Genomic DNA, 23,684 nt, shown 5'->3' with positions numbered 1-23,684 from the left:
CAGCGGATGCAGCACGCCCATGCCCATCGGTCGACCCAAAACCGGCTCAGAAGCCCGTCAGAAGATCACTTCCAGACCACGTCGGCGGATCGAGGTTTAGTCGACCATCTGCCCGTCGAACATACCGCCCCTGCAGGTGTTGGTCGCCCAATTGACTGTCCCGCCGCCCTGCTCGCACTCACCCGGGGTGAGGCTGGCGGCGGTGGCGGTGGCGGCGCCTGTGAGGCCGAGTCCGGCGAGGGCTGCCGTGGCGATGACGGCGGCGAGGATTCGTCGAATGCGCATTTGGTTCCCCTTTCACGGATTGCCTCATTTGGGGCACTAATCAGCTTGACCTTCACCCATGTGGGTGGCACGCCATGTTGCGCCATTCGGGTGGGATTGCTGTCGGGTGCGGGGTCGGTGACGCGACCCGTCGGACATCACTAGCTGACATCAACAGGGGTGTACAACCGCGCACGGTGGCAACCTCCTTGGTGGCCGGCGTGCCCACGAAACCCGAGCGGACGAAGGCCCATGACTGGGCTGCACGCGCCTACGGATCAGAGGGTTGCAGGTTCAAATCCTGCCGCGTGCACAGAGCTGAGAGGCGCGGACGAGAGTCCGGGCCTCTTGCGTTGTGTCCCGGAGACTTCGACTGAGGTGCCATGCCACTGCTAGGCGCTCCTGAGGGCGCCGCATCGGGCGGTCAGTCGGCCAGCGATGTCTGGGAGGTGGAAGCAACGGACCCGACGGGACGTCGATGGCCCCGCTACAAGTCAGACGATGACGCAACCGTCGCGTTCTGCCAGTGGTGACCTCATGGGTCAGGGCGAGCACCAGCCGCCAAGGTCACCCATTCGGCCCCAGAACTACCGTTCCCGCCCCGCGAACCCGCCGACAGGACTCACTCCCGCTCACCACAACGCACTCCAGCTCAGCAAACCGACAGCAGCTCACGACCCCTTCGACTCATCTGATTCAGCGGTCAGTTGGGCCGCCGCCCGGCTCTTGCCGACGCCCGAGGCTCCACCGATCAGCAATATGTCCCATGATGTTCCCGTCACGGGGCGAACGTATCGCGCGGGCTCCGCGTCCGTCGTCGCTCCTGGCACTACGGTGGCCCAAGTACCGGCCTGTGCACGAGCGGAGCCGATCGGGCGGGCCGTGCGGGGAGAGCGGGGAGAGCAATCATGGGCGAGCCCCTGAAGACCTTCGTCGGCGGTGCCGAAGTCGACGTGCCCAACAGCATTCCGGACATCCGGGCCACTCTGCCCGAGGAGAGACGTGAGGAGTTCGACCGAGCCATCAACAACGCCGGTGTGAGCGAGATCCAGGCGGTCATGCGGCACTGGATGCTGGAGGCCGTACCCGATCCGGAGGCCGAGAAGATCCTGGACCGGCTGGCGCAGGACGAGGCCGAGAGGCGGACCGTCGCTTGAGTTTCCGTATCTCCTACGCCCCACCGGCCGACGACACCCTGGCCAAGATGCGCGACGGCGCGGTCTTCCGGGACGAGATGGCGCGGACCCTGGGCCTCGACCCGTACGGGCACGGGTCGTCGGCCGTCAAGAGCGAGCGCGACCGCCGCGAGGCGACGGTCGCCGGGGCGATCGTGCTCTATTACGTCTCCGGGTCCGTCCTGATCGTCACCGTGGTGAGGCTCGTCCCGCTGCCCTGAACCATCACCGACCCGAGGGGCCCCTCGGGCCGAGCCGCGCCCGGCCCCTTACGCCAGCTTCGCAGCCTGGGCCTCGACCACCGCGGTCGGCAGCTCGAAGTCCTCGCCCCCGCCCATCGCAGCAAAGTTCAGCGAGGAGAACGAGGCGAACGAGGGGCCCTGACGCATGGCCACGAGCTTGAGCTGGGCCTTCTCGCCACCCTGCTCCAGCTGTACCGTCCAGGCGGCCGCCTCCTCCCCGCCCTTGACCTGCTCCTCGGTGATCTTGGTGACCTTCTGCTTCTCACCGGCTGCCGTGAAGTCGAAGCCACCGGCGCACTCGGTGGCCGCGGTACGCAGCGAGGCGACCGAGTCCTCCGCACCCGTGCCGTCGTACGAGCCGAGGGCAAGCTGCGTCGTCGTAATGTCGAGAGCCGCCGTGAGCGCGCCTTCGGCATCCGCGCCGTCCTGGCCGCCCTTCTTGGGCTCGCTGACGACCGTCCGCTTGGTGAACGCCGCGGGCTCACCGACCTGCGCCCCCATCAGCGCATTGGCGAACGGGGCGCAGACCTCCTTCTCGACCTTGATGTCGTCGCCGGAGATCACATCCTTGGCCGCAGCCTTGGAGACCTTGTGCCCCTTGACGTCGCCCTGGGCCAGCGCCACCTTCTCCAGCTCGGCGGCGGACAGCGCCTTGACGGCCGGCTTCGCGGCGGACTCCTTACCCTTGGCGTCGGCCCCCTTGTCGCCGGAACCGGAGTCCGAGCCGCCACCGCAGGCGGTGGCGAGCAGGGCCAGGGACACCGCGGTGGCGGCAACAGCGGTACGGCGTATGGCGGTGGATCGCATGGTCCGGTCCGTCTCTCTGAGCTGGTTCTTCGGGTTTTGCTCACTCTATGAGCGAAAGTTAGTTTGACGATCAATCAACTAGGGCATGGGATCCGATCGTGACGACGCTGTGATCATCCTGTGAACGCGCTGTTCGTCGCCGCAAGCCGGATCGGATCCCGACACAAAGGCTCAATTCACCCCATGCAGCCAGATGCCACAACCTCGGCAGTTCTCCGGTCCGTTGGCGCGACGGAGGACCGGATCGCCGCAGTCGCACCCCTCGCCGGAGGCACGTTCAACGCCGTCACCCGGGTGACTCTCACCGACGGCAGCGACTGGGTGCTGAAGATACCGCCGCCCTCCATCGACGGAACCCTGATGAGTTACGAGCGCGATCTGCTGGTCAACGAGGTCGAGTTCTACACCTGCGCGGGCGCGTCGACGGCAGTTCCCCGCGTCCTGCACAGCGAACTCGATCCGGACGCCCCGACCGGCCCGTACGTGATCATGTCGGCCTGCCCAGGGCGGCCCTGGCACGACCTCACCGAAGCCGCGCCCGACGAAGCCATGTCCGGCGCCGAGGAGCGCCGGCTCAGGAACGAGCTGGGGCGGATCGTCGCCCGGCTGCACTCCGTCACGGGTTCCGGCGGATTCGGCTATCCGGCCCGGGCGTCGGGCCCGTTGGCCCCGACCTGGCGGCAGGCGTTCACGGCGATGACGGACGCCGTACTCGCCGACGCGGACACCTACCGCGCCCGGCTGCCGCGCCCTACAGCCGGTATCCGCGCACTGATCGCCGCCGCCTCACCCGTACTCGACGACGTCGCCCGGCCCGCCCTGGTCCACTTCGACCTGTGGCAGGGCAACCTGCTCGTCGACGGGGAGCCCGGCGCGCGCACCATCGGCGGGATCATCGACGGTGAGCGGATGTTCTGGGGCGACCCGGTCGCCGACTTCGTATCGCTCGCCCTGTTCGCGAACATGGAGGAGGACGAGGACTTCCTCGCCGGGTACGGGAGCGGGAGCGGGCAGCCGTTGGTGTTCGACGCGTCCGTGCGGCTGCGGCTCGCGCTCTACCGCTGCTACCTCTACCTGATCATGCTGGTGGAGACCGTTCCGCGCCACGTTCCCCAGGAGCATCGCGACCGGGTGTGGAAGGAAGTCGGTCCGCAGCTCGAATCGGCTCTGGCGGACGTGGAGTCGGCACTGCAGGCAAGGGACTGACCATCGTCCGCAGCACCCGCATCGTCAGTCGGCCGGCGCTCGCTGCGCCGCGTGGAGGTTCGGCGGCCCGGCCGGTCGAGATTCGACCCGGAGGTCAGCCGGCGGGGCGTTGGGTCAGATGTGTGAAAGCGTCCAGGTTTCGCGTGGACTCGCCGCGCGACACCCGCCACTCGTACTCCTTGCGGATCGCGCTCGCGAAGCCCAGCTCCAGCAAGGTGTTGAACGAGCCGTCGGCCGCTTCGAGGACCGTGCCGAGCAGCCGGTCCAGCTCCTGCGGGGTGACCACGGAGAGCGGCAGCTTGCCGACCAGATAGATGTCGCCGAGCCGGTCGATCGCGTAACTCACGCCGAAGAGGCGGAGGTTGCGCTCCAGCAGCCAGCGGTGGACCGCCGCGTCGTTCTCGTCCGGGTGGCGGACGACGAAGGCGTTGAGGGAGAGCGAGTGCTTGCCCACGCGCAGCGAGCAGGTGGTGGACAGCTTGCGCGTGCCGGGCAGCTTGACGACGTAGCTGCCGGGTTCGGGGCTCTCCCATTCGAGCTCGGCGTCCTTCAGGGTCGCCTCGATGATCTGCGCGACCTGCGCGACCTGCGTCGTCACCGCTTCATCGGGTACGTCAGCCATGGTGCGAGCGTACGCGACGGCGGTGTGCGTGCATCGCGGCCGTGTACACGTCGGCGGTCGCGGACGCGGCGGTGTCCCAGCCGAAGCCCCGGGCGTGCGCGGCCGCCGCAGCACCCATCCGCGCGACCAGTTTCGGTGCGTCGACGAACCGTTCCAGCGCCTGTGCGTACGCCTGCGGGTCGTGCCCGGGTATCAGGAAGCCGCTGATGCCGTCCCGTACCGCCACCGGAAGACCGCCCACGGCTGCCGCGACGACCGGGGTGCCTGCCGCCTGGGCCTCGATGGCGACCAGGCCGAAGGACTCGCTGTACGAGGGCATGACCAGTACGGACGCGGCCCGGAACCAGTCGGCGAGCTGGTCCTGCCCGACCGGCGGCTGGAACCGTACGACATCGGCGATGCCCAGCCGCGCCGCCAGCTTCTGCAGCCCCTCCGGCTTGGCGAGCCCGCTGCCGCTCGGACCGCCGACGACCGGTACGACCATTCGGGCGCGCAGCGAGGGGTCGCGGTCCAGCAGGACGGCGACGGCCTGCAGCAGCACGTCCGGGGCCTTCAGCGGCTGGATGCGTCCCGCGAAGAGCGGAATCAGGGCGTCCTTGGGCAGTCCGAGGCGCGCGCGGGCCGCGGCGCGCCCGTCGGCGGGGCGGAAGCGGTCCAGGTTGACCCCGGGGTGGACGACGGCGACGGACGCGGGATCGGCCTCGTAGAAGCGGACGAGCTCGTCCGCCTCCTCGGCGGTGTTCGCTATCAGCCGGTCGGCGGCGCTGACGATCTGGGTCTCACCGATGACGCGGGCGGCGGGCTCGGGGGTGTCGCCCTCCGCGAGCGCCGCGTTCTTGACCTTCGCCATGGTGTGCATGGCGTGGACGAGCGGGACGCCCCAGCGCTGGGCGGCGAGCCAGCCGACATGTCCGGAGAGCCAGTAGTGGGAGTGGACCAGGTCGTAGTAGCCGGGGCGCTGGCCGGCCCACGCCTGCATCACGCCGTGCGTGAAGGCGCAGAGCTGGGCAGGCAGCTCCTCCTTGGCCAGCCCTTCGTACGGCCCCGCGTCGACATGCCGGACCAGGACACCGGGCGCCAGCTCGACCGCCGGGGGCAGCGCACCGGTGGTGGACCGGGTGAAGATCTCGACCTCGACGTTGATCGCGGCAAGGCGCTTGGCCAGCTCCACGATGTAGACGTTCATGCCGCCCGCGTCACCCGTGCCTGGCTGATGCAGCGGAGAGGTGTGCACGGAGAGCATCGCGATGCGGCGGGGCTTGCGGTGGCCGCCGGGGAACCTGAGACGCGGCGCGACACGGCTGCTGCCAAGCCGGGAGACGTACTGACTCACGTCGTCCGGTCCTCCTCATTCAGCGCACGACACCGAAAGGACCCGAGCCCCTTCAAGGGGCTGCAACAGCGGAATCTCTCCTTTCATTTCCGCTTTACCAAATCATTACGATGACGGGGACGAGGGCGGAGACAGAGGCGCATGTCGGGACCGGAGCGCGGACACCCCACAGCCACCACCGCACCGGTCCAGGCCGGACACCCCACAGCCACCACCGCACCGGTCCGGTCCGGACACCCACAGCCACCACCGCACCGGTCCGGTCCGGACACCCACAGCCACCACCGCCCCAGCCCGGGCCGGACACCCCGCGCCGCCTCCCGCCCCCGAGAGGTCGTTACGCTCGCTGCCATGCGCCCCATCGGCACCGCGACCCGCGGGACCACCAACCCGAACCGGCTCCGCCGCATGGACCGCTGGATCGCCGCCACCCACGGCCCGGCCCTGCGCCGCGCCGACTCCCCCGTCGCCGTCGACCTCGGATACGGCGCCGCCCCCTGGACCGCCGTCGAGTTGCTGCAGCGCCTGCGCACCGCCGAGCCGCGCACGGCTGCAGTCGGCATCGAGATCGCCCCGGAGCGAGTCGCGGCGGCGAAGCCGTACGAACGCGAGGGCCTCACCTTCCTGCACGGCGGCTTCGAGATCCCGCTCCCCGAACGCCCCGACCTCATCAGGGCGGCGAATGTGCTGCGCCAGTACGACGAGGGCCAGGTCGCCGCGGTCTGGCAACGGCTGTGCGCACGCCTCGCGCCGGGCGGGCTGCTGGTGGAGGGCACCTGCGACGAGATCGGGCGTCGGCACGTATGGGTGGCGCTCGGCCCCGAGGGCCCGCGCACGGTCACGTTCGCCGCCCGGCTCGCTTCCCTGGACCGCCCCTCCGACCTCGCGGAACGCCTCCCCAAAGCGCTGATCCACCGCAATGTGCCGGGCGAACCGGTCCACGCGTTCCTGCGGGACTTCGACCGGGCGTGGGCGACTGCCGCCCCGTATGCGTCACTGGGCGCCCGGCAGCGCTGGATCACGGCGGTGCGGTCGCTGTCGGGCGACTGGCCGCTGGCGGACGGGGTACGGCGGTGGCGCCAGGGCGAAGTCACGGTGAAATGGACCGCCCTCCAGCCCAACCGGTAGCCCAAAACTGCTGAACCGGCCTGCCGGACCCGCGTCCGGGGAGGCGGACGGGAACGCCGACGCGGCATCGTTCGTCCAGACGATGGGGAGTGATCCCGGGGACGTCGGTCGACCCGTGTGACCGTCAGGACAGCAGGCGTGTGCCTCTGTTGCTTTTCGGTACGGCATGGCACGATCTCGTCATCGGCGACAAGTTACTGACGGTGAATCAGATTCATTCCGAGGGGGATCTCGTGACCCGACGCCGCTGTGCCGCAGCCGCGATCACTCTGGTCTGCGCGCTGACCGTACTCACCGCGCCGGTCCAGGCTTTCGCCGCACCGAAACCCCCGTCCCCCTCCATGACGCAGCCCGACACCCGGTCCGGTTCCGGGTCCGATTCCGGGTCGAAGAAGCCGAAGAAGAGCCTCGAAGAGGTACGCAAGGAAATCGACGCCCTCTACCGCAAGGCCGGGGCGGCCACCGATGCGTACAACCTCGCCGAGGAGAGGGCCAAGAAGCAGTCCGCCGAGATCGTCAAGCTGGCCCGGGCCGTCGTCGAGGGCCAGTCGAAGATCGCCGAGCTCAAGGACCAGGCGGGCGCCCAGGCCCGCGAGCAGTACCGCACGGGCGGGCTGCCGCCCGGCGCCCAGCTGATGCTCAGCGACGACCCGCAGCTGTTCCTGGACGGGGTGAGCCGGGTCAGGGAGAGCCAGCAGGCCGCCCAGGGCGTCCTCGGCGAACTGACCAGGACCCAGCAGGACTTGGAGACGTACACCCAGGACGCGAGCACCAACTGGGACAAGCTCGAAGCCAACCGCCTCAAGCAGGCCGAGGCCAAGAAGAAGATCAACGCGCAGATCGCCGCGGCGAAGAAGCTGGAATCCCAGCTGGAGAAGAAGGAACGCGCCCGTCTGCTGAAACTGGAGCAGGAGGCCGAGTACGAGCTGCAGACGGCCTGGCTCAGCTCCGGCGCCCTGAAGGACATCAACCGCAAGGCGAGCGCGAGCGGCAAGAAGGCGGTGGCCTTCGCGACCGCGCAGATCGGCAAACCGTACGTCTGGGGGGCCGAGGGCCCCGGTTCGTACGACTGCTCCGGGCTGACGTCACAGGCCTGGGCGGCGGCGGGCCGGCCGATCCCGCGCACCTCGCAGGAGCAGTGGCGGCTGCTGCCGCACATCGCCATCAAGGACATGCGCCCCGGCGACCTGATCATCTACCACGGCGACGCCAGCCATGTGGGCATGTACATCGGCGACGGCGCCATCGTCCACGCCCCCCGCCCCGGCCGGGACGTCACGCTGGCGGGTGCGGGCTCGATGCAGATCCTCGGAGTGGTCCGCCCGGACAAGTAACGCCGCCCACGCGGCCGAAACAAGCCCGTCGAGAGGCTCCCCCATGCCCTTGAGGCCATGGGGGAGATCGAGGACAAAGCGCCCGCCGGGGGGCGCCGCACGGCACCCCCGCGCCACCCGCACCCCGGCAGAACGCCCCGCATTCCCACGGGAGTGACCCGCACCACCCGCCCCCCACCGCACCGCGTGACCTTTGTCATGCCCCGGCACCCGCCTCCAGCCCCGCGCATCTCGCCGGATCCGTGACCTGAAGCGGTTTATGGCGGTGCATATGACAGCGGCCGATCTCCGTACGCCATTCCGTTCCCCCACCGCGGACCGCTATGGTCCCCGTGTGGCGGGTCGTCGATCGCCGCGCCCTCGGGGGGAGGGAAGGAAACCCGAACCGATGCCCGTACCCGCACCGCAGCAGCGCGCCGCCCCAGCTGCGGAGACCTCCTATGACGCCGACCTCACCCTCCTGGTGATCGAGGACGACCCGGCGGGCACCTTCACCGTCCCCGAGCTTCCGGCGGCGGTCGGCACGCGGGTCCGTATCCGCACCGCCCGCAACCTGACCGAGGCGGGTCGGCTCCTCACAGACGACGTGGACTGCATCCTGCTGGACCTGGCCCTGCCCACAGGCAGCGAGACCCGCTCCACCCCGAACGAAGTCCGCTCCACCCCGGGCGCAGCCCGCTCCACCCCGGCCGAGAGCGCCGATGGGCTCGCCACCCTCAAGCACGTCCTGCGGATCGCCCCACGCCACGCCGTCCTCGCCCTCACGGTGGAGGACGACGCCGAGCTGGCCGCCGAGGCGGTACGGGTCGGCGCCCAGGACTACCTGTTCCGCGGCGAACTCGACGGACGGCTGCTCAGCCGCGCCATCCGTTACGCCGTCGAACGCAAGCGCGCCGACGTCGCCCAGCACCAGCTCACCGAGTCCCGGCTGCGCGCCCAGGAGAACGCCCGCCTCGAACGCGGCCTGCTCCCCATCCCGCTGCTCGAAGGCTCCGATCTGCGCTTCGCGGCCCGCTACCGCCCCGGCCGCAGCCGCGCGCTGCTCGGCGGGGACTTCTACGACACGGTCCGTACGCCCGACGGCACCGTCCACGCGATGATCGGCGACGTCTGCGGGCACGGCCCGGACGAGGCGGCACTCGGCGTCGAACTGCGCATAGCGTGGCGGACGTTGACCCTGGCCGGACTCTGCGGGGACGAACTGCTCTCCCTGCTCCAGCAGGTCCTTGAGCACGAGCGGGAGAGCGAGGAGATCTTCGCGACGCTCTGCACCGTCGACATCGCCCCCGACGGCCGCCACGCCGGCCTGTGCCTGGCGGGCCACCCCGCCCCGCTGATCGCCCGGCACGGACGGGCCGCGCACCTTCTCCCGCACGAGGACGGCGGCCCGGCCCTGGGCCTGCTGCCACGCAACGCCCTTCCCCAAGCTCTTCGAGCAGGGGGTATCCCATGGCCGCGCCGTCAGGTGGATCTCGGCGGCTCCTGGAGCCTGATGATGTACACGGACGGACTGATCGAGGGACGTGTGGGGCCGAACAGCACCCAGCGGCTCGGCCAGGACGGCATGGTCGCGATGATCAACCGCCAGCTGGCGGAGGGGCTCACCGGCGAGGATCTCCTGGAGGCCGCGGTCACCCGGGTGCGGGAGCTGAACGGCGGCGAGCTGACCGACGACGTCGCGGTCCTGCTGCTCGACCGCGACCAGGAACACACCCGCCGACGGGGCCCGAACGGCGACCGGGGCCGGAGCATCCCGCACCCCCGCCCCGAACCGGTATCACTCACGGCCCCCGGAAACGCCGCGAGCGCCGCAGGCGCCGCAAAACCCGCGAACGCTCAGCGCCCCCCGTTGTAGGGCCCGTACGGCCCGTCGCTGCTGGAGCCGCCTCGCCGACCGCCGCCACCCGAGACCGCCTTCAGCGCGGGCCGTACGTCCACCAGGAAGACGATGGACGCGACCGCGCCCGCAAGCTGCAGGAACAGCATCGGGACGAAGAGATTCACGGCAACGGTGACGCCGAGGATGATCAGCCAGAAGGACTTCTTCTGCTTGTCCGCGGCACGGTAGGCGTCCTCACGGGCCGTCGCGGCCATGAACAGTGCGACCACGGCCAGGACGAGCATGACCATGTAAAGCAGCCAGACGAGTGTGCTGAATCCTGTGAGCAACATGGTGTGCACCGCCTAAAGAGTGGATAAGCGCCTCGCGGCCAAGGTACCGGGACAACGCGCCGGGCACCCCCAAAAATGGTGCCCGCCCCACACCCCGGTACACGCATCGGCGCCACAGCGCCCTGATCGGGGCTGTGGCGCCGAGACCCTACTTCGCGGTCGGCGGAGTGGTCTTCTTCGCGGCGGGCTTGCGCGCGGGCGCCTTCTTGGCGGGCGCGGCCGAAGCCCTGCTCTCCGGCTTGACGGTCTTCGGAGCGGGCGCGGCCTTGGCGGGCCCCGGCTTGGCGGCAGGCTGCGTCTTCGCGGTGCCGGCCGGCTTGGACTCCTTGCGCGGCTCGACGACGACGGCGATCTCGACGATCTCGTCGGCCGTCTCGCCGCGCCAGTGCTTCACGGTCTGCTCGCCGCGCTCGGCGACCTTCTCGTACGTCTCCCGGGCCCGCACCGCGTACTCCGCGGCCACGCCCAGACTCCGCAGCGCCAGGTCCTGGGCGCTCTCGCCCAGCTTCCGCAGATCGCTGTCGAACGATCCGATCACCTCGGTGACCTTGGCGTGCACGGTGGCCTGCGCCTCCTTGGCCTGCGAGGTCACCTTCTCCTGCACGGCCCTGGGGTCGGTGTTGCGCACAGCCTCGATACGCTCCGGCGCCTCGGCACGCAGCTGCTCGATCAGCGCCGGGACCTTGCGCGCCTGCTCGACGGCGAGATCGGCCGTACCGGCGGCGAAGTAGAGGGGGGTCGGGTCGGTGAGGGTCTTACGCAGGTCATCGGTGATGGCCATGACTGTGGTCCTCCCGGATCATCAGACTCAGTGTGAGGGTTTTGAAGGCTTTGAAGCCGTGTCGGCATCGCCACCGTCGGCTGTGCGGGAGACGGCATCGCGGCCGTCGGCCGTGCGGGAGACGTCGGGGCCGGAGCGGCCGTCCGCACCGGCGCCCGCTCCGGACTCGCCGCCCGTCTCCGATCCGGACTCGCCGCCCGTCTCCGATCCGGATTCGGCGCCGGATTCCGGTCCGGGCTCGAACCCGTTCTCCTTACGGAAGGAGTCGTAGATCTGCAGCAGAACACTCTTCTGCCGCTCGTTTATGGACGGATCGGCCAGAATCACCGCCCGCGTCTCCAGCTCCTCCCGCTCCCGCTCATCCAGAATCCCGGCCCGTACGTAAAGGGTCTCGGCGGAGATCCGCAGCGCCTTGGCAACCTGCTGCAACACCTCGGCGCTCGGCTTGCGCAGCCCGCGCTCGATCTGGCTGAGGTAGGGATTGGACACCCCGGCGGCATCGGCGAGCTGCCGCAGCGACAGCTGCGCATTGCGCCGCTGCTCGCGCAGGTACTCACCAAGATTGCCGACGTTGAGTGATGCCATACCTCGATGGTGCGCCCCCTTGCTAACTTTTGCAAGCAGTCGCTTGCAAAAGTACGTCACACCACTCACATGGCCCCGTGAGCCGAAGCACGATAGTTGCCCCGTCTCACGCCGGTTGCTCCGATGCCGCTGAAGCTAGACGCCTCTGAGCCGCAATCTCACTGAATCCGCTCTGTGGCCTGCTCGGCCTCCCGGTCAGGCGCGTTCACGTTTCAGCGAACCTGCCTCGTTCGGGTGGATGTCTCAGCGAACCTGCCCCAGCGGCAGCGGCTTTCGGCGTCATCAGCCTGAGATCTTCGAGGATCAAGACCAGGGCTGACGAAAGTCACTGGCTTCCCGTTCCATCCAGAGGTGAGACTTCCAACGTGATGCTTCACGAGGATGAGATCCCGGTCGACGAGACGCTGGTCCGGTCACTGTTGAAGGCGCAGCGCCCAGAGTGGTCTGACTTATCGCTGTCGGCTGCGGGCGCCGGCACGGACAACACCATGTATCGGCTGGGCAATGACCTGCTCGTGCGACTTCCACGAACCGCCGACAAGGGACAGTCCGTGAGAAAGGAGCAGGAATGGCTTCCTCGTCTGGCGCCCCTCCTTTCCTGCCCGATTCCCGAGCCCATCCACGCCGGGACGCCCACCGACGCCTTCCCACTGGTCTGGTCGGTCTACCGCTGGATTTACGGTGACGAAGCCGGCCCGGACACCGTCCGGGACTGGGCTGCTTTCGGAGCCGATCTGGCGGCGGTCGTGAGGGAGCTCCACGGCATCGACCTCATGGGAGCGACCCGCACGGACGGGCTCAGCTGGTACCGCGGAGGCAGTCTGAAGCCGTGCGACCAGTGGATCACTGGGTGTCTCGACGACTGTCGAACCACGGCGGGTTCTGAGCTCGACGTTGACACTCTGGAACAGTTGTGGCGAGCCGCGCTCGCACTACCCGAGCCCTCGGGGCCTCAGGTGTGGCTCCACGGCGACCTCAAGCCGACCAACCTCTTGGTCCGGGACGGCAAGCTCCACGCAGTCATCGACTTCGGCGGACTCTCGGTCGGCTTTCCCGACGCCGAGCACTCCACAGTCTGGGACCTTCCACCACAAGCCCGACATGCCTACTGGGACACCCTGAACCTCAACGATCTGGCCTGGACCCGCGCCCGCGCCTGGGCGGTCGCGGTGGGCGTCAGCGGTATCTCCTACTACTGGGACACCTTCCCCACCTTCGTCGCCGAATGCCAGGCACGCCTTCAGGCAATCCTCGCCGACGCCGCTACGCGTTGAGTGGCCTCCCCGGCACAGGAGGAAGGGCAAAACGGCGCAGGTTCCATGGCACGCAGAGGAACGACCGTCGTCGATGTGACTTTTCCAGATAGATGACGCTTGATCGAGCTGCATGACACTGACCGCATCCCAACCGTCACTGCGGGACGCAAAGCACAGTTGCCCTGGCCCATGGTGCGCACTAGGGTCGGTCGGGTGACTGCCGGGTCGGCCAAGGGCCATACACGAGTCAGGCGCCCGGCCTCTGCGTGACAGGACAGGTGACGCCTGATCTTGGTGGTTGACACCACTCTGAGAAACGCCGAAGCCGTACCGAATTTCTGCTGTGCCTGTTCCCACGGCCCGCACAGCGCTAGCGTCGGGCCCATGATCGTGTGGCTCAACGGCACCCATGGCGCAGGCAAGACGACGACCAGTGCACTCGTGCAGCAGCTGATCCCGGATTCACGAGTGTTCGACGCCGAGAAGGTCGGCGAGACACTCATGGACATCACGCCGGGGCTGCCCTGGACGGGCAACTTCCAGCACTGGCCTCCGTGGCGGCCGCTCGTCGTCGAGACCGCCCGCCACGTACTCGACTACACCGGCGGCACTCTGGTGATCCCCATGACTGTTCTGGTCGAGCAGTACTGGCGCGAAATCAGCACGGGCCTCGCCCAACATGCCATCCCGGTACGACACTTCGTCCTCCACGCTGACCAGGAAACCCTCCGCGGGCGCATCGAGGGGGACACTCTTATGGGCCCCTCTCCATTCCGTCTCGAATACCTCGAGCCCTACGCCGAGGCGGCCCGCACCTGGCTGCACGACGCGGCCGAGGTCGTCGACACCACGCACCTCACGCCCGCCCAGGCCGCCCTACAGATCGCAGAGGCCGTCAAGAGCTGAGGTACACCCGCCACGATCGACGGCTCCGATCTCCTCGAAAAGGACCGGGAGAAGATCACTGTCAGAGCGCGGTTTCAGCCCGGCCTGGCGCACTCGTGTGAGGAGTTCTTCGACACGGGCGTCCCCGAAGGCGGGGACGTCGCCTTCGGACGGCAGTCCCCACCAGCGCAGGGTGTGCCACTTGTGCGATTCGGGGGGGGTGGTTGCGGTAACTCGTGCCGCAGCAGGCAGCGTTCGCTCTGTCGATGGCCTCGTGCAGACGCGGAAGCCCTTTGCGATATATTCGGCGCCGCCGTGCGCTGCTGCGAACTGAGGAGGTGAGACCGATCAACGCTGTGACAGGTCGGGGCTCCCTCCCTTGCATGACCTAGGGAGTGCCCGCAGAAGGTATCCCGAAAGGCTTGAAACGCTATGCGCTTCATCTCTGAGGCGTCGTCTGACGGCGTCTGCGAACAGCTCTTTACTCTCGGCGAGATTCCCGGTGCGTTGTGGACGCCGGAAGGTGCCGCCGGGACTCGTCCTCTGATCCTGATGGGACACGGCGGCGGCCAGCACAAGAAGGCTCCTGGCATCGCGGTCCGTGCGCGCCGCTTCGTGGCCGAGTGTGGTTTTGCGGTGGCGGCGGTCGATGTGCCGGGTCATGGCGACCGGCCGAAGGATGAGGAGTACGACCGGATCGCGACCGAGAACCGGGCTCGCGTGGACGCCGGAGAAGAGCTGGCTCCGCTGATCGCTGGTTTCCAAGCGCTCGTAGCTCGCCAGACTGTCCCGGAATGGCGGGCGGTCCTGGACGCGGTCCAGGAACTCGACCACGTCGGCACTGGTCCGGTGGGCTATTGGGGTGTGTCGTTGGGTTGCGGACTCGGCGTTCCGTTCGTTGCCGCCGAACCCCGGGTCCGCGCGGCGGTGCTGGGCTTGGGCGGAGCGCTGGCATCGGCCGAGGCCGCCGCTCAGATCACCGTCCCGGTGGAGTTCCTGGTGCAGTGGGACGACGAGCGGGTGCCGCGGACCCAGAGCTTGGCACTGTTCGACGCCCTGGCCTCAGCTGAGAAGACGCTGCATGCCAACCCCGGCAAGCACGGGGAGATCCCTGCATTCGAGCTGGACAGCACGCTCCGGTTCTTCGCCCGTCACCTCGGCTGATACCGCTTCCTGCAGTCCGCGACGCGCTGACCGGGATCGGATCTCGGTCAGCGCGTCGGGGGGGGCTCGCTGGCATCTCATGGCCCGTTTACCGCGACGGTGGACGGGCCATGAGATGCCAGCGAGATGTGATCAGGCCGGCGGTTCCGGCTCGGTGAGGCGGGCTTCGAGGTCGGCGACGCGTCGGTCCTGGAAGCGGAGGTTGGAGCGGGCGGCTTTGAGCCGCTCATCGAACGGGCTGCCAAGGCAGCGGCGATTCGGGCCCGGCCGCTCCTTCAGCTCAACCGCGACTGTCAGAGGTGCGCAGTACGGTCCCGTTATGGCAACCAGGATCAGTCTGACCCTCGACTGCAAGGACGCGAAACTCCTCGGCGGCTTCTGGAAAACGGCGCTGGGCTATGTCGACGAGCCGCCACCCGCTCCCTTCAAAACCCGCGAGGAGTGGCACGCGAGTTTCAACCTGCCGGCGGACGACTCAGTGGACGACGTGGCATGGCTCTGCGATCCCGACGGCATCGGGCCCCGGCTCTCCATCCTCAAGGTCCCTGAGCCGAAGACGGCAAAGAACCGGCTCCATATCGATGTCCGGGTGCCAGGACACGGCAGTCCCGAGGAGCGGTGGGCACGGATCAGGGCGAAGTCCGAGCTGCTGGTGAAGGCGGGCGGTATCGCCCTGGAGGAGTTCAACGGGCACCACATAATGATGGCCGACCCGGAGGGCAATGAGTTCTGCGTCGCCGCTGCCCGGCCTGAGGGCTGACAGGGTGCGAGGCTGCTCCCTGCGGAGCGCCGCGTTCACCGCAACCGTCTCTCGGCCCCCACCCTCATCCGCTCCTCGTCCGGTCGAGGGTTGGTTCGGGGGCATTGCGCCACGGCAGTCGGACGGTCCGTCTCAGAACACCGTGGCCGTGGCGGAGAATGAATGTGGTGATCCAGTCCGCCTTCCGCCATGCTGCCCCCATGACCTCCTCACCGATCAACTCGGCCTCGGACTCCTCTACTTCCGCCCCCGGTACCGGCACCTTCGAGCTGGGCGGCGCCGTCACCATCCCGCGGCTCGGCTTCGGCGCGATGCAGCTGCCGGGGCGGTGGAACGGGCCCGCCGGTGACACCGCGACCGCTGTGGCCGTGGCGCGGCGTGCCGTCGAACTCGGCGCGCGGCACATCGACACCGCCGCCTTCTACTTCTCCGACACCCATCGCGCCAACGACCTCCTGCGCGAGGCCTTGTACCCGTATCCCGCGGACGTCACCATCGCCACCAAGGTCGGCCCGCTGCGGGACGAGACCGGTGAGATGTATGCCGAGGCCCGTCCCGATCAGCTGCGCGGGGAGGTGGAGCGGAATTTGGAGGACCTCGGGGTCGATGTCCTGGACCTGGTTCATCTTCGGGTGGGGCGGCTGGGTTCGAATGTCGCCGAATCGCTCGGCGAGCGGTTCGGCGTGCTGGCCGCGCTGCGTGAGGAAGGGCTGATCCGGCAGCTCGGAGTCAGCAACGTGACGCGCGAGCAGCTCGCGGAGGCCCGGTCCATCGCGCCCGTCGCCGCCGTGCAGAACCGGTTCGGTGTGCTCGACCAGGCGGACGCCGCGCTCGTCGACGAGTGCGCGGACGCCGGTATCGCGTACATGCCGTTCTTCGCGCTCGGCGGCGGGCACACCGAGCTCGGCGGCGAGAAGCTCCGAAAGGTCGCGGAACGGCACGGTGCGACGGCGTTCCAGATCGCCATCGCATGGGGACTGGCCCGCTCGCCCTCGATCGTGCAGATCCCCGGCACCGCCTCGCTCGCACACCTCGAGGAAAACATGGCCGCCGGTCGACTGACCCTCGATGAGGAGGACATGGCGCTGCTCGGGCGTCGCGATTAGCCGAATCAGGAAGGGGCGCGCCCGGCCCGGCCCCGGCTACACCTGCTCCTGCTCCTGCTGCGGCTGCGGCTGCGGCTGCGGCTGCGGCGAACACCACGCGGGACTCCTGATGGGGGGCTCGACCATGCCTGAGCGACACCGCCGGGTCCGCCCGGCCGGTGCCGCGCTGGAAGCGGCGGGTGAGCGAGTGACCGGTCCGCACGGGAGACGTTCGCCCACACGACCCTCGAAAAGAGCGGATGGGCCTGAACGTCACCCGGCGGCCCCCGCCGATGCGCAGCGATTCGGTCTGGTTCATCAGCAGCGCCGAAGACTGCCGCCCGTCCGGGCAGAGCCGGAAACCGCTCTCTGCTACCGCTCCTCCCCGAGCCCCGACCGCAGCTGGACGAAGGCGAGTTCGGCCGCCTCGACCGCACTTCCGTACGCCTGGTCCGCGCTCTCCCCCGCGTCGATCCGCCGCCAGTTCTCCAGGGCCAGGATGCGCAGTACGGCGATGATCTGGCCCGCGGCCAGCCTGTCCCGCACCCGGTCGCCCAGCGCACGGGCGAGCGCCGCCTCCGAGCGTTGCTGGTAGGCGTACAGACGGGCCACCAGGGACGGCGTCCCGTACAGCAGCCGCAGGAACGCCAGCACCTCCGGCGCATCGCAGAGCCCGGTCACCGGGTCGTGCCTCTCCAGACCGGCCAGGAAATGGCGGCGCAGGGCGTCCAGAGGGGATTCGGTCTCCGCACGGGTGGAGACCACGCGGGCCGCCTCGTCCTCGTGGTCGGCGAACCGGTGCAGGGCCAAGTCCTCCTTGGCCGGGAAGTACCGGAACAGTGTCGGCTTGGAGATGTCCGCGGCGGCCGCCACCTCCGCCACCGAGACGTTGTCGAAGCCCCGCTCCAGGAACATCGCGATCGCGGCATCGGAGACCGCCTGGTACGTCAGCTGCTTCTTCCGCTCACGCAGGCTCATCGGCGTATGGCCCGCGTGCGCCGCATTCGCGGCATTCGCCGCATCCGCCGCCGTCCCGGGCCCGGGCTTCTCTCCGCTCATGACCACGAAGCGTACGCCTTGACCTCAACCGGACTTGGCGTCGGACGCGCGGAACGGGCCGGCGCCGTCAGCCGCGCGGAACGGACCGGCGACAGCCCCTAGAACACATCCGGGCACCAAGCCCGCCGCGCCGCCCGGAACATCCCCTCCGCCAGACTCACCGCACCCGGCGTGAGTTCCTCGATTCGCCCCAGGGCCGCCAGGCGGGTCGGCGATTCGTCACCCAAGTAGAGCGTCCCCAACTCCCTTACGTCCAGGGCGAGATCGGCGCTTGCTGTGGTCGGGTTGCAGGTCGCGCCGGACGGGGAGGCGTCCAGGTGGTAGCGGCCTCCGGTCAGGCCCGTGGCGTCGTGGATGTCCAGGGTCAGTGCGCCGGGTACCGCGTAGGTGCGGGCCTCCAGGGCGCGTGCGACGTCCAGGACGCGGACCCACAGCCAGTCCGCCTGGGTCACGATGCGGGCCGCACGCGGGTCCGGGAGGAGGAGGGGCAGCAGGTCGTCGGGGGCGCGGTGGCCGGTGCGGACCGTGGTGATCCAGTCGATCGAGCAGACGAAGTGCCACAGCGCGCGCTCCGCGGCCGGGGTGACCGCGATCTGATCCAGCACCGTGGCTCGGTTCAACGGCTGTTTGGCGTCGCTCCAGTTGTCGTCGGCGCGGTAGACGATCAGGCCGTCGGGCTCGCCGTCCGCGTCGTGATGCACCGCGTAGAAGGGTTCCGTCCAGGTGTCGGGGCCGGGCCGGTTCTCGCCGGTGCTCAGTTCCCACCAGCGGGCGTCGCGGTCGACCGCGCCGTGCTGCCGGGCGCGCAGCCGGTCGTGGAGGGCCGGGCCCAGTCTGCGCACCTCCGCCCCGGTCACCAGGTCGATCCGGCCGCCGTCCCGGGGGCCCGACCAGCGTGGGTCGAGGCCCGCCCTCGGTATGTCGATCTCCCATTCGGTGGTGCACGCCGCCGGGCCGAAACCGTACCGTCCGTAGATCGGGTACTCGGCGGCGATCAGCGTCGCGACCACGTCGCCGCGCCCCTTCGCCGCCGCCAGGTCCGTGGCCATCATCCGGCTGAGCAGTCCGCGACGGCGGTGCGTGGGCGACACCGTGACATTGGAGACCGCGTCGGCCCGGACCGTGGCGCCGCCGACGACCGTGAGCTCCTGCGCGAACGAACGGAACGTGGCCACGCACCGGCCGCCGTCGAACGCCCCCTGGGTACGGGCCAGGTCGACGCGCGGGAGGCGGATGGCGACCTCCTCGCCCGTCACCGTCGGCGGACGCAGGAAGCCGGTGTTCAGGGCCCGCAGCCAACTGGGGAACTCGGACTCGTTGATCGTACGGACATCAAGGCACATGCACCCCACGCTAAAGATCGGCTCACGGAATGTCGTCCGGTTTCCCGGGAGAGCGGGATGCCTGCACAAAATCCGGTCAGAACGCCGCCCGGATCTCGCCCACCTCACCACTGCCGCCCAGCAGGGGCGCGCGTCCGATCCGCGAGACCACCGGGGCGTCGATGCCGAGCAGACGCAGCGACTGCGCCAGCACCGGGCCGAGTGCCCGCGTCGCACCGTCGTCGATCTTGAAGGCCAGTGCCCGGCCGTCCGCCAGCGCCACCGCCTGCACCGCCTCCGCGCCCATCTTGGAGAGCGTTCCCGGTACTTCCCGCATCAGCCAGGTGTCGGGGCGGCGCGTCCCGGCGACGTACTCGGGGTGGGCCCGCATCGCGTCTCCGACCCGGCGCTCCGCCGTCCCCGGCTCCGCCAGCACGAACGAGCGGAAGGCCCGCGCCAGACCCACCAGGCTGATCGCCATCAGCGGCGCCCCGCACCCGTCCGTACCGACCGCCGCGACCGGCTCGCCGGCCACCTCCTCGACCACCTGGTGGACCAGCTGCTGGAGCGGGTGCGACGGGTCGAGGTAGGACGCCCGGTCCCAGCCGTTCACCGCGCACACCGCGAGCATCGCCGCGTGCTTGCCGGAGCAGTTCATGGTGATCCGCTCCCGGACGTGGCCCGCGGCGAGATACGTCTCCGCCTCCGCCGGGTCCAACGGAAGATCGGGCGGGGTCTGCAGATCGCCGGGCGTCAGTCCGTGCTCGGCGAGCATCGTGCGTACGAGTTCGAGGTGGAAGCCCTCGCCCGAGTGGCTTGCGGCGGCCAGCGCCAGCCGCTCACCGGACAGATCGAGCCCGGCCCGCAGCATGGCCGCGGCCTGCATCGGCTTGTTGGAGGAGCGGGGGAAGACCGGCGCCGTCGGATCGCCCAGGACCCGCTCCACACTGCCGTCGGCGGCCAGGACGACCAGCGAGCCCCGATGACGGCCCTCCACGAAGCCGGAACGTACGACCTCGGCCAGGACGGGGTGAGCGGGGGATATGGCGGAGGGAGCGTCGAGGGCGGCGCTGGAGGTCATGGGTGGCCTTCCGGGGACGGGCGGAACCCGCCCCCGGAAGGATCGCTTCAGGCGAGCAGGTCGTCTACTTGTGCTTCGCCGTCACGGTACCTTCGGGCAATCTCCGCACTGCAATCGTCAGTGGTGCGTTGCAGCTGGTGACGGCGCCGGGAGACCTGCTGTTCGTAGCGGACCAGGCGTCCCATCGCGGTGTGCAGCTCTTCGTCCGTACGGGCGTCGAGGTCGGAGAGTTCGACCTCGGCGAACGTCTCAGCCGCCAGCCGGCGGTACTCGTCGCTGCGCGGCGTGGTGAGCGTGACATGCCGGGCGGAGGAGCGGTGCCGGGACGGGGTGTCGGCGAGGATTTCCGAGAGCCGGTCCACCACCGGTGCCTCCGGATCCAGCCGCCGGGCCAGCTCGGCCCGCAGGATGTCGATCCGCCCCTGGACCAGCCGCCGCACGTAGCTGAGGTCGGCCTCGTCGCGCTGCGAGTCGCGGCGCAGCGTGCGCAGCTCCGGCAGTCGCAGACCGCCCAGCTCCGGCTGCGGTCCCGTGGGCAGACCGTCCACGGAACCGTGACCAGTTCGCTGCACGGGTGGGCGCATGGTGCTGGTGCTGGTACCGGTGCCGCCGGTACGCGTGACCGGCACGGCGCCGGGGGACTGCCCGGTTCCATAGGTACTCATGCTTGTGTCCATCCCCTCGACCGGTGCGTCGGGCACACCGCCTCCCGAGCATGGTGCCACTCCCGTGGGGCCAATGTGGATGCTCTGTACCCGTTCAGCCCAAGATAGGTTGGTCTGTATGCGTGCAGTGGTACAGAGAGTGGATGGTGCGAGCGTCACGGTGACCGACGGCGCGGGCGCCTCGGGCGGGCCCGAGGTGGTCGGCGAAATCGTCGGCGAAGGGCTGTGTGTGCTGGTGGGCGTGACCCACGAGGACACCGCGGAGAAGGCGGCGCAGCTCGCCCGCAAGCTCTGGTCGGTCCGCGTCCTGGAGGGCGAGAAGTCCTGCTCCGATGTAAATGCGCCGCTTCTGGTGATTTCGCAGTTCACTCTCTACGGGGACGCCCGGAAGGGCCGCAGGCCCACCTGGAACGCGGCTGCGCCCGGCGAGATCGCAGAACCGCTGGTGGACGAGGTGGTGGCGCAGCTGCGGGCGTTGGGGGCGCAGGTGGAGACGGGCCGGTTCGGAGCGGACATGCGGGTCTCGCTCACGAACCACGGCCCGTTCACCGTCATCGTCGAGGTCTGAGCCGGGTCCGAGTCAGCCCTGGGGCAGGTGGAGCGGACGATGCGGACAGCGCAGACGGTCGCGCGTAGAGAATCTGGGCCGAAGAGCTACGGCTCCACGACCGTCTCCTGGGCGGCGGCCGTGTCCCCCGCGAGCAGCTCCGCGTCCACCGCGACATTCCGCTTGACCAGGGCCAGTGCGATCGGCCCCAGCTCGTGGTGGCGGGCGGACGTGGTGATGAAGCCCAGCTGCCGGCCCTCGGCGCCGTCCGCGGCGAGCCGTACCGGCGTGCCATGTCCGGGCAGGACGACCTCGCTGCCGTCGAGGTGCAGGAAGACCAGCCGCCGCGGCGGCTTGCCCAGGTTCTGCACCCGGGCCACGGTCTCCTGGCCTCGGTAGCAGCCCTTCTGGAGGTGGACGGCCGTGCCGATCCAGCCCAGCTCGTGCGGGATGGTGCGGTGGTCGGTTTCGAAACCGACGCGCGGGCGGTGTGCCTCGACGCGCAGCGCCTCGTATGCCAGGACGCCGGCGACGGGGCCGTGCCCGGCCGCGTATCTCTCCAGGTCGGCGCGGGGCAGAAACAGGTCCCGGCCGTACGCCGTCTCCCGTACCGTCACACCGTCCGGGACCTCCGCGATGGAACCGGCCGGCAGATACACCACGGCGAAGTCCTCGGTGCGGTCGGCGACTTCGACCCGGTAGAAGAACTTCATGGACTCCAGGTAGGCGACGAGATCGCCCTGCGTTCCCGGTTCGGCATGCATCCACACGGTCTCGCCGTCGTCGACGAGATAGAGAGCGTGCTCGATGTGTCCGTTCGCGGTGAGGATCAGGGCCTCGGTCGCCTGTCCCGGGGCGAGTTCGCTGACATGTTGAGTGAGCAGCAGATGCAGCCAGGCCAGCCGGTCGCTGCCGGTGACGGTGACGACAGCGCGGTGCGAGAGGTCGACGAGACCGGAGCCGTCGGCGAGGGCGCGCTGCTCACGGAACAGGTCACCGTAGTGCGCAGCGACACCTTCGTCGCGGCCTTCGGCGGGGACAGCACCGGGCAGGGACAGCAGGGGGCTCTTCATGCGACCAGCGTACGACGCGATTTACGGCTTGGGATCGGCCGCGTCCGCCGTCCCTGCCGCACCTTCGGACGCCGCCTTCGCCGTACAGTCGGCGCAGCGGCCGAAGATCGCGAAGTGCTTCATGTCCGTCTCGAAACCGAAGGTGCCCTGCAGCTTCGCGGTGAAATCGGCGACGACATCGACATCGGCCTCGATGACGTTCGTGCAGTCGCGGCAGACCAGATGGATGTGGTGGTGGCGGTCGGCCAGGTGGTACGTCGGCGCCCCGTGCCCCAGATGGGCGTGGCTGACCAGCCCCAGCTCCTCCAGGAGCTCGAGCGTCCGGTAGACGGTGGAGATGTTCACGCCGGACGCGGTCCTGCGCACCTCGCAGAGGATGTCGTCGGGCGTCGCGTGTTCCAGCGTGTCGACGGCTTCCAGGACAAGCTGCCGTTGCGGCGTCAGCCGATAGCCGCGCTGTCGGAGATCGGTCTTCCAGTCGGTGCTCACCACAGGCCCAGTGTAGGTCCGGGCGAGCACCTGTCCGCAGTTTTGCGCGAGAGGACTCCGTGAACGGGCCGGCCTACCTGAAGAAGGCGATGCCGTCGTCCGGGAGGTTGCCGAGGCTCTTCGCCATGGCCTCGACCTCTTCCGGGGTGACGACCTTCTTCAGATGCGCCGACATGTACGGGCGCAGTTCCACCTCGGGGGTGGCCTTCTCGCCGACCCACATCAGGTCGCTCTTCACATAGCCGTAGAGACGCTTGCCACCGTTGTACGGGCCGGAGGCCGCGGTCCGGGCCACCGCGTCGGTGACCAGGTCGATCTGCGGCTTCTGGTCGGCCAGCTCGCCGTACCAGATCTCGATGACGCCCTGGTCGCGGACCATGACGACCTCGACCTTGCGGTCCTTGTCGATGCGCCAGTAGCCGGACTCGGACTCCAGCGGCTTGACCTTCTTGCCCTCGGAGTCGAGCACCCAGGTGTGCGAGACGTACTCCAGGAAGTCCCGGCCGTCATGGCTGAAGGAGACTTCCTGGCCGAAGTTGCACTGCTCGGCGCCGGGGAAGTCGGAGACACCCGCGCCCGCCCAGTTGCCGAGGAGGAAGGCCAGCGGGACGAGGTCCGGGTGGAGGTCGGACGGGATCTCGATCATGAG

26 protein-coding genes are annotated in these 23,684 nt (G+C 69.3%); 12 read left to right on the top strand and 14 right to left on the bottom strand.

All coding sequences use genetic code 11. The features are described 5' to 3' along the window. Positions 1-96 precede the first annotated feature (96 nt). Entirely contained in the window at positions 97-285 is a 189-nt protein-coding gene (locus ACZ3IC_RS29585) for a hypothetical protein (protein WP_467421092.1), read from the bottom strand. An 887-nt stretch (positions 286-1,172) separates the two neighbouring features. Between ACZ3IC_RS29585 and ACZ3IC_RS29580 the strand changes: the two genes are divergently transcribed. After that, positions 1,173-1,421 carry a hypothetical protein gene (locus ACZ3IC_RS29580; RefSeq protein WP_467421091.1) on the top strand — a complete coding sequence of 83 codons (249 nt, stop codon included), beginning with the start codon at positions 1,173-1,175 and terminating at the stop codon, positions 1,419-1,421. Beyond that, positions 1,418-1,660, top strand: coding sequence for a hypothetical protein (locus ACZ3IC_RS29575; RefSeq protein ID WP_467421088.1), 243 nt, complete (start codon positions 1,418-1,420; stop codon positions 1,658-1,660). Before ACZ3IC_RS29580 ends, ACZ3IC_RS29575 begins: the two co-directional genes overlap by 4 nt. A 48-nt stretch (positions 1,661-1,708) precedes the next feature. On the opposite strand, the gene ACZ3IC_RS29570 is transcribed toward ACZ3IC_RS29575, so the two are convergent. After that, the gene (locus tag ACZ3IC_RS29570; RefSeq protein WP_467421086.1) at positions 1,709-2,488 is read right to left on the bottom strand and encodes a hypothetical protein; all 780 of its coding nucleotides are present in this window, start codon (positions 2,486-2,488) and stop codon (positions 1,709-1,711) included. Between the two features lie 183 nt (positions 2,489-2,671). Between ACZ3IC_RS29570 and ACZ3IC_RS29565 the strand changes: the two genes are divergently transcribed. Further along, the gene (locus tag ACZ3IC_RS29565; protein WP_467421085.1) at positions 2,672-3,694 is read left to right on the top strand and encodes a phosphotransferase family protein; all 1,023 of its coding nucleotides are present in this window, start codon (positions 2,672-2,674) and stop codon (positions 3,692-3,694) included. Positions 3,695-3,788: 94 nt separating this feature from the next. Here ACZ3IC_RS29565 and ACZ3IC_RS29560 read toward each other — a convergent pair whose 3' ends face one another. Both ACZ3IC_RS29560 and mshA read right to left on the bottom strand, forming a co-directional pair. Further along, on the bottom strand, positions 3,789-4,316 hold the full coding sequence (locus ACZ3IC_RS29560) for a type III secretion system chaperone family protein (RefSeq protein WP_467421083.1): 528 nt from the start codon (positions 4,314-4,316) through the stop codon (positions 3,789-3,791). Continuing rightward, on the bottom strand, positions 4,309-5,649 hold the full coding sequence (gene mshA, locus ACZ3IC_RS29555; RefSeq protein WP_467421081.1) for a D-inositol-3-phosphate glycosyltransferase: 1,341 nt from the start codon (positions 5,647-5,649) through the stop codon (positions 4,309-4,311). Before mshA ends, ACZ3IC_RS29560 begins: the two co-directional genes overlap by 8 nt. A gap of 351 nt (positions 5,650-6,000) precedes the next feature. On the opposite strand from mshA, the gene ACZ3IC_RS29550 reads away from it, so the two are divergent. The 3 genes from ACZ3IC_RS29550 to ACZ3IC_RS29540 all read left to right on the top strand — a co-directional run bounded on the left by ACZ3IC_RS29550 (position 6,001) and on the right by ACZ3IC_RS29540 (position 9,966). After that, positions 6,001-6,777, top strand: a complete 777-nt coding sequence (locus tag ACZ3IC_RS29550; protein WP_467421078.1) for a class I SAM-dependent methyltransferase — start codon at positions 6,001-6,003, stop codon at positions 6,775-6,777. Positions 6,778-7,010: 233 nt separating this feature from the next. Continuing rightward, positions 7,011-8,111, top strand: a complete 1,101-nt coding sequence (locus ACZ3IC_RS29545; RefSeq protein WP_467421103.1) for a C40 family peptidase — start codon at positions 7,011-7,013, stop codon at positions 8,109-8,111. A 388-nt stretch (positions 8,112-8,499) separates the two neighbouring features. Next, positions 8,500-9,966 carry a PP2C family protein-serine/threonine phosphatase gene (locus ACZ3IC_RS29540; RefSeq protein WP_467421077.1) on the top strand — a complete coding sequence of 489 codons (1,467 nt, stop codon included), beginning with the start codon at positions 8,500-8,502 and terminating at the stop codon, positions 9,964-9,966. Here the strand turns inward: ACZ3IC_RS29540 and ACZ3IC_RS29535 are convergent. The 3 genes from ACZ3IC_RS29535 to ACZ3IC_RS29525 all read right to left on the bottom strand — a co-directional run bounded on the left by ACZ3IC_RS29535 (position 9,948) and on the right by ACZ3IC_RS29525 (position 11,649). Beyond that, positions 9,948-10,283, bottom strand: a complete 336-nt coding sequence (locus tag ACZ3IC_RS29535) for a DUF2516 family protein (RefSeq protein WP_467421076.1) — start codon at positions 10,281-10,283, stop codon at positions 9,948-9,950. The genes ACZ3IC_RS29540 and ACZ3IC_RS29535 overlap by 19 nt on opposite strands. Before the next feature lie 148 nt (positions 10,284-10,431). Next, the gene (locus ACZ3IC_RS29530) at positions 10,432-11,064 is read right to left on the bottom strand and encodes a hypothetical protein (protein WP_467421075.1); all 633 of its coding nucleotides are present in this window, start codon (positions 11,062-11,064) and stop codon (positions 10,432-10,434) included. A gap of 27 nt (positions 11,065-11,091) precedes the next feature. Next, positions 11,092-11,649: a helix-turn-helix domain-containing protein gene (locus tag ACZ3IC_RS29525; RefSeq protein ID WP_467421073.1), complete on the bottom strand. Its 558-nt coding sequence runs from the start codon at positions 11,647-11,649 to the stop codon at positions 11,092-11,094. A gap of 368 nt (positions 11,650-12,017) precedes the next feature. Between ACZ3IC_RS29525 and ACZ3IC_RS29520 the strand changes: the two genes are divergently transcribed. The 5 genes from ACZ3IC_RS29520 to ACZ3IC_RS29500 all read left to right on the top strand — a co-directional run bounded on the left by ACZ3IC_RS29520 (position 12,018) and on the right by ACZ3IC_RS29500 (position 16,820). Further along, positions 12,018-12,923: an aminoglycoside phosphotransferase family protein gene (locus tag ACZ3IC_RS29520; protein WP_467421101.1), complete on the top strand. Its 906-nt coding sequence runs from the start codon at positions 12,018-12,020 to the stop codon at positions 12,921-12,923. A 366-nt stretch (positions 12,924-13,289) separates the two neighbouring features. Next, positions 13,290-13,811 (top strand): P-loop nucleotide/nucleoside kinase family protein, encoded by a 522-nt coding sequence (locus ACZ3IC_RS29515; protein ID WP_467421071.1) that lies wholly within the window; start codon positions 13,290-13,292, stop codon positions 13,809-13,811. A gap of 411 nt (positions 13,812-14,222) precedes the next feature. Then, entirely contained in the window at positions 14,223-14,954 is a 732-nt protein-coding gene (locus ACZ3IC_RS29510) for a dienelactone hydrolase family protein (RefSeq protein ID WP_467421069.1), read from the top strand. Between the two features lie 319 nt (positions 14,955-15,273). Beyond that, entirely contained in the window at positions 15,274-15,714 is a 441-nt protein-coding gene (locus ACZ3IC_RS29505) for a VOC family protein (RefSeq protein WP_467421068.1), read from the top strand. A 200-nt stretch (positions 15,715-15,914) separates the two neighbouring features. Further along, the gene (locus ACZ3IC_RS29500) at positions 15,915-16,820 is read left to right on the top strand and encodes an oxidoreductase (RefSeq protein WP_467421066.1); all 906 of its coding nucleotides are present in this window, start codon (positions 15,915-15,917) and stop codon (positions 16,818-16,820) included. A 351-nt stretch (positions 16,821-17,171) separates the two neighbouring features. Here the strand turns inward: ACZ3IC_RS29500 and ACZ3IC_RS29495 are convergent, their stop codons facing one another. The 4 genes from ACZ3IC_RS29495 to ACZ3IC_RS29480 form a co-directional block, all read right to left on the bottom strand. Further along, positions 17,172-17,858 (bottom strand): TetR/AcrR family transcriptional regulator, encoded by a 687-nt coding sequence (locus ACZ3IC_RS29495; RefSeq protein WP_467421063.1) that lies wholly within the window; start codon positions 17,856-17,858, stop codon positions 17,172-17,174. 98 nt (positions 17,859-17,956) lie between these two features. Next, positions 17,957-19,201, bottom strand: coding sequence for a GNAT family N-acetyltransferase (locus tag ACZ3IC_RS29490; RefSeq protein ID WP_467421062.1), 1,245 nt, complete (start codon positions 19,199-19,201; stop codon positions 17,957-17,959). Positions 19,202-19,277: 76 nt separating this feature from the next. After that, positions 19,278-20,261, bottom strand: a complete 984-nt coding sequence (locus tag ACZ3IC_RS29485; protein ID WP_467421060.1) for an asparaginase — start codon at positions 20,259-20,261, stop codon at positions 19,278-19,280. 47 nt (positions 20,262-20,308) lie between these two features. After that, a complete protein-coding gene (locus ACZ3IC_RS29480; RefSeq protein WP_467421058.1) occupies positions 20,309-20,926 on the bottom strand; it encodes an RsiG family protein in 618 nt (205 codons plus the stop codon). A gap of 118 nt (positions 20,927-21,044) precedes the next feature. On the opposite strand from ACZ3IC_RS29480, the gene dtd reads away from it, so the two are divergent. Further along, positions 21,045-21,494 carry a D-aminoacyl-tRNA deacylase gene (gene dtd, locus ACZ3IC_RS29475; protein WP_467421057.1) on the top strand — a complete coding sequence of 150 codons (450 nt, stop codon included), beginning with the start codon at positions 21,045-21,047 and terminating at the stop codon, positions 21,492-21,494. An 86-nt stretch (positions 21,495-21,580) separates the two neighbouring features. Here the strand turns inward: dtd and ygfZ are convergent, their stop codons facing one another. From ygfZ to ACZ3IC_RS29460, 3 genes are all read right to left on the bottom strand, one after another. Further along, positions 21,581-22,546, bottom strand: a complete 966-nt coding sequence (gene ygfZ / locus ACZ3IC_RS29470; protein ID WP_467421054.1) for a CAF17-like 4Fe-4S cluster assembly/insertion protein YgfZ — start codon at positions 22,544-22,546, stop codon at positions 21,581-21,583. 21 nt (positions 22,547-22,567) lie between these two features. Next, on the bottom strand, positions 22,568-23,038 hold the full coding sequence (locus ACZ3IC_RS29465; protein WP_467421052.1) for a Fur family transcriptional regulator: 471 nt from the start codon (positions 23,036-23,038) through the stop codon (positions 22,568-22,570). 70 nt (positions 23,039-23,108) lie between these two features. Continuing rightward, complete coding sequence (locus tag ACZ3IC_RS29460) at positions 23,109-23,681, bottom strand: heme-binding beta-barrel domain-containing protein (RefSeq protein WP_467421050.1); 573 nt, start codon at positions 23,679-23,681, stop codon at positions 23,109-23,111. Positions 23,682-23,684: the final 3 nt, after the last annotated feature.

The sequence above is a fragment of the Streptomyces sp. NPDC002958 genome (assembly GCF_055563255.1).
The sequence above is the reverse complement of the archived record's forward strand: the minus strand, read 5'-3'. Positions and strand labels throughout refer to the sequence as shown.

What these genes read in the sequence shown, in the direction of transcription:
- ACZ3IC_RS29585 (WP_467421092.1), bottom strand. Translation starts at nt 285, where the DNA reads ATGCGCATTCGACGAATCCTCGCCGCCGTCATCGCCACGGCAGCCCTC.
- ACZ3IC_RS29580 (WP_467421091.1), top strand. Translation starts at nt 1,173, where the DNA reads ATGGGCGAGCCCCTGAAGACCTTCGTCGGCGGTGCCGAAGTCGACGTG.
- ACZ3IC_RS29570 (WP_467421086.1), bottom strand. Translation starts at nt 2,488, where the DNA reads ATGCGATCCACCGCCATACGCCGTACCGCTGTTGCCGCCACCGCGGTG.
- ACZ3IC_RS29565 (WP_467421085.1), top strand. Translation starts at nt 2,672, where the DNA reads ATGCAGCCAGATGCCACAACCTCGGCAGTTCTCCGGTCCGTTGGCGCG.
- ACZ3IC_RS29560 (WP_467421083.1), bottom strand. Translation starts at nt 4,316, where the DNA reads ATGGCTGACGTACCCGATGAAGCGGTGACGACGCAGGTCGCGCAGGTC.
- ACZ3IC_RS29550 (WP_467421078.1), top strand. Translation starts at nt 6,001, where the DNA reads ATGCGCCCCATCGGCACCGCGACCCGCGGGACCACCAACCCGAACCGG.
- ACZ3IC_RS29540 (WP_467421077.1), top strand. Translation starts at nt 8,500, where the DNA reads ATGCCCGTACCCGCACCGCAGCAGCGCGCCGCCCCAGCTGCGGAGACC.
- ACZ3IC_RS29535 (WP_467421076.1), bottom strand. Translation starts at nt 10,283, where the DNA reads ATGTTGCTCACAGGATTCAGCACACTCGTCTGGCTGCTTTACATGGTC.
- ACZ3IC_RS29530 (WP_467421075.1), bottom strand. Translation starts at nt 11,064, where the DNA reads ATGGCCATCACCGATGACCTGCGTAAGACCCTCACCGACCCGACCCCC.
- ACZ3IC_RS29525 (WP_467421073.1), bottom strand. Translation starts at nt 11,649, where the DNA reads ATGGCATCACTCAACGTCGGCAATCTTGGTGAGTACCTGCGCGAGCAG.
- ACZ3IC_RS29520 (WP_467421101.1), top strand. Translation starts at nt 12,018, where the DNA reads ATGCTTCACGAGGATGAGATCCCGGTCGACGAGACGCTGGTCCGGTCA.
- ACZ3IC_RS29515 (WP_467421071.1), top strand. Translation starts at nt 13,290, where the DNA reads ATGATCGTGTGGCTCAACGGCACCCATGGCGCAGGCAAGACGACGACC.
- ACZ3IC_RS29510 (WP_467421069.1), top strand. Translation starts at nt 14,223, where the DNA reads ATGCGCTTCATCTCTGAGGCGTCGTCTGACGGCGTCTGCGAACAGCTC.
- ACZ3IC_RS29505 (WP_467421068.1), top strand. Translation starts at nt 15,274, where the DNA reads ATGGCAACCAGGATCAGTCTGACCCTCGACTGCAAGGACGCGAAACTC.
- ACZ3IC_RS29500 (WP_467421066.1), top strand. Translation starts at nt 15,915, where the DNA reads ATGACCTCCTCACCGATCAACTCGGCCTCGGACTCCTCTACTTCCGCC.
- ACZ3IC_RS29495 (WP_467421063.1), bottom strand. Translation starts at nt 17,858, where the DNA reads ATGAGCGGAGAGAAGCCCGGGCCCGGGACGGCGGCGGATGCGGCGAAT.
- ACZ3IC_RS29490 (WP_467421062.1), bottom strand. Translation starts at nt 19,201, where the DNA reads ATGTGCCTTGATGTCCGTACGATCAACGAGTCCGAGTTCCCCAGTTGG.
- ACZ3IC_RS29485 (WP_467421060.1), bottom strand. Translation starts at nt 20,261, where the DNA reads ATGACCTCCAGCGCCGCCCTCGACGCTCCCTCCGCCATATCCCCCGCT.
- ACZ3IC_RS29480 (WP_467421058.1), bottom strand. Translation starts at nt 20,926, where the DNA reads ATGAGTACCTATGGAACCGGGCAGTCCCCCGGCGCCGTGCCGGTCACG.
- dtd (WP_467421057.1), top strand. Translation starts at nt 21,045, where the DNA reads ATGCGTGCAGTGGTACAGAGAGTGGATGGTGCGAGCGTCACGGTGACC.
- ygfZ (WP_467421054.1), bottom strand. Translation starts at nt 22,546, where the DNA reads ATGAAGAGCCCCCTGCTGTCCCTGCCCGGTGCTGTCCCCGCCGAAGGC.
- ACZ3IC_RS29460 (WP_467421050.1), bottom strand. Translation starts at nt 23,681, where the DNA reads ATGATCGAGATCCCGTCCGACCTCCACCCGGACCTCGTCCCGCTGGCC.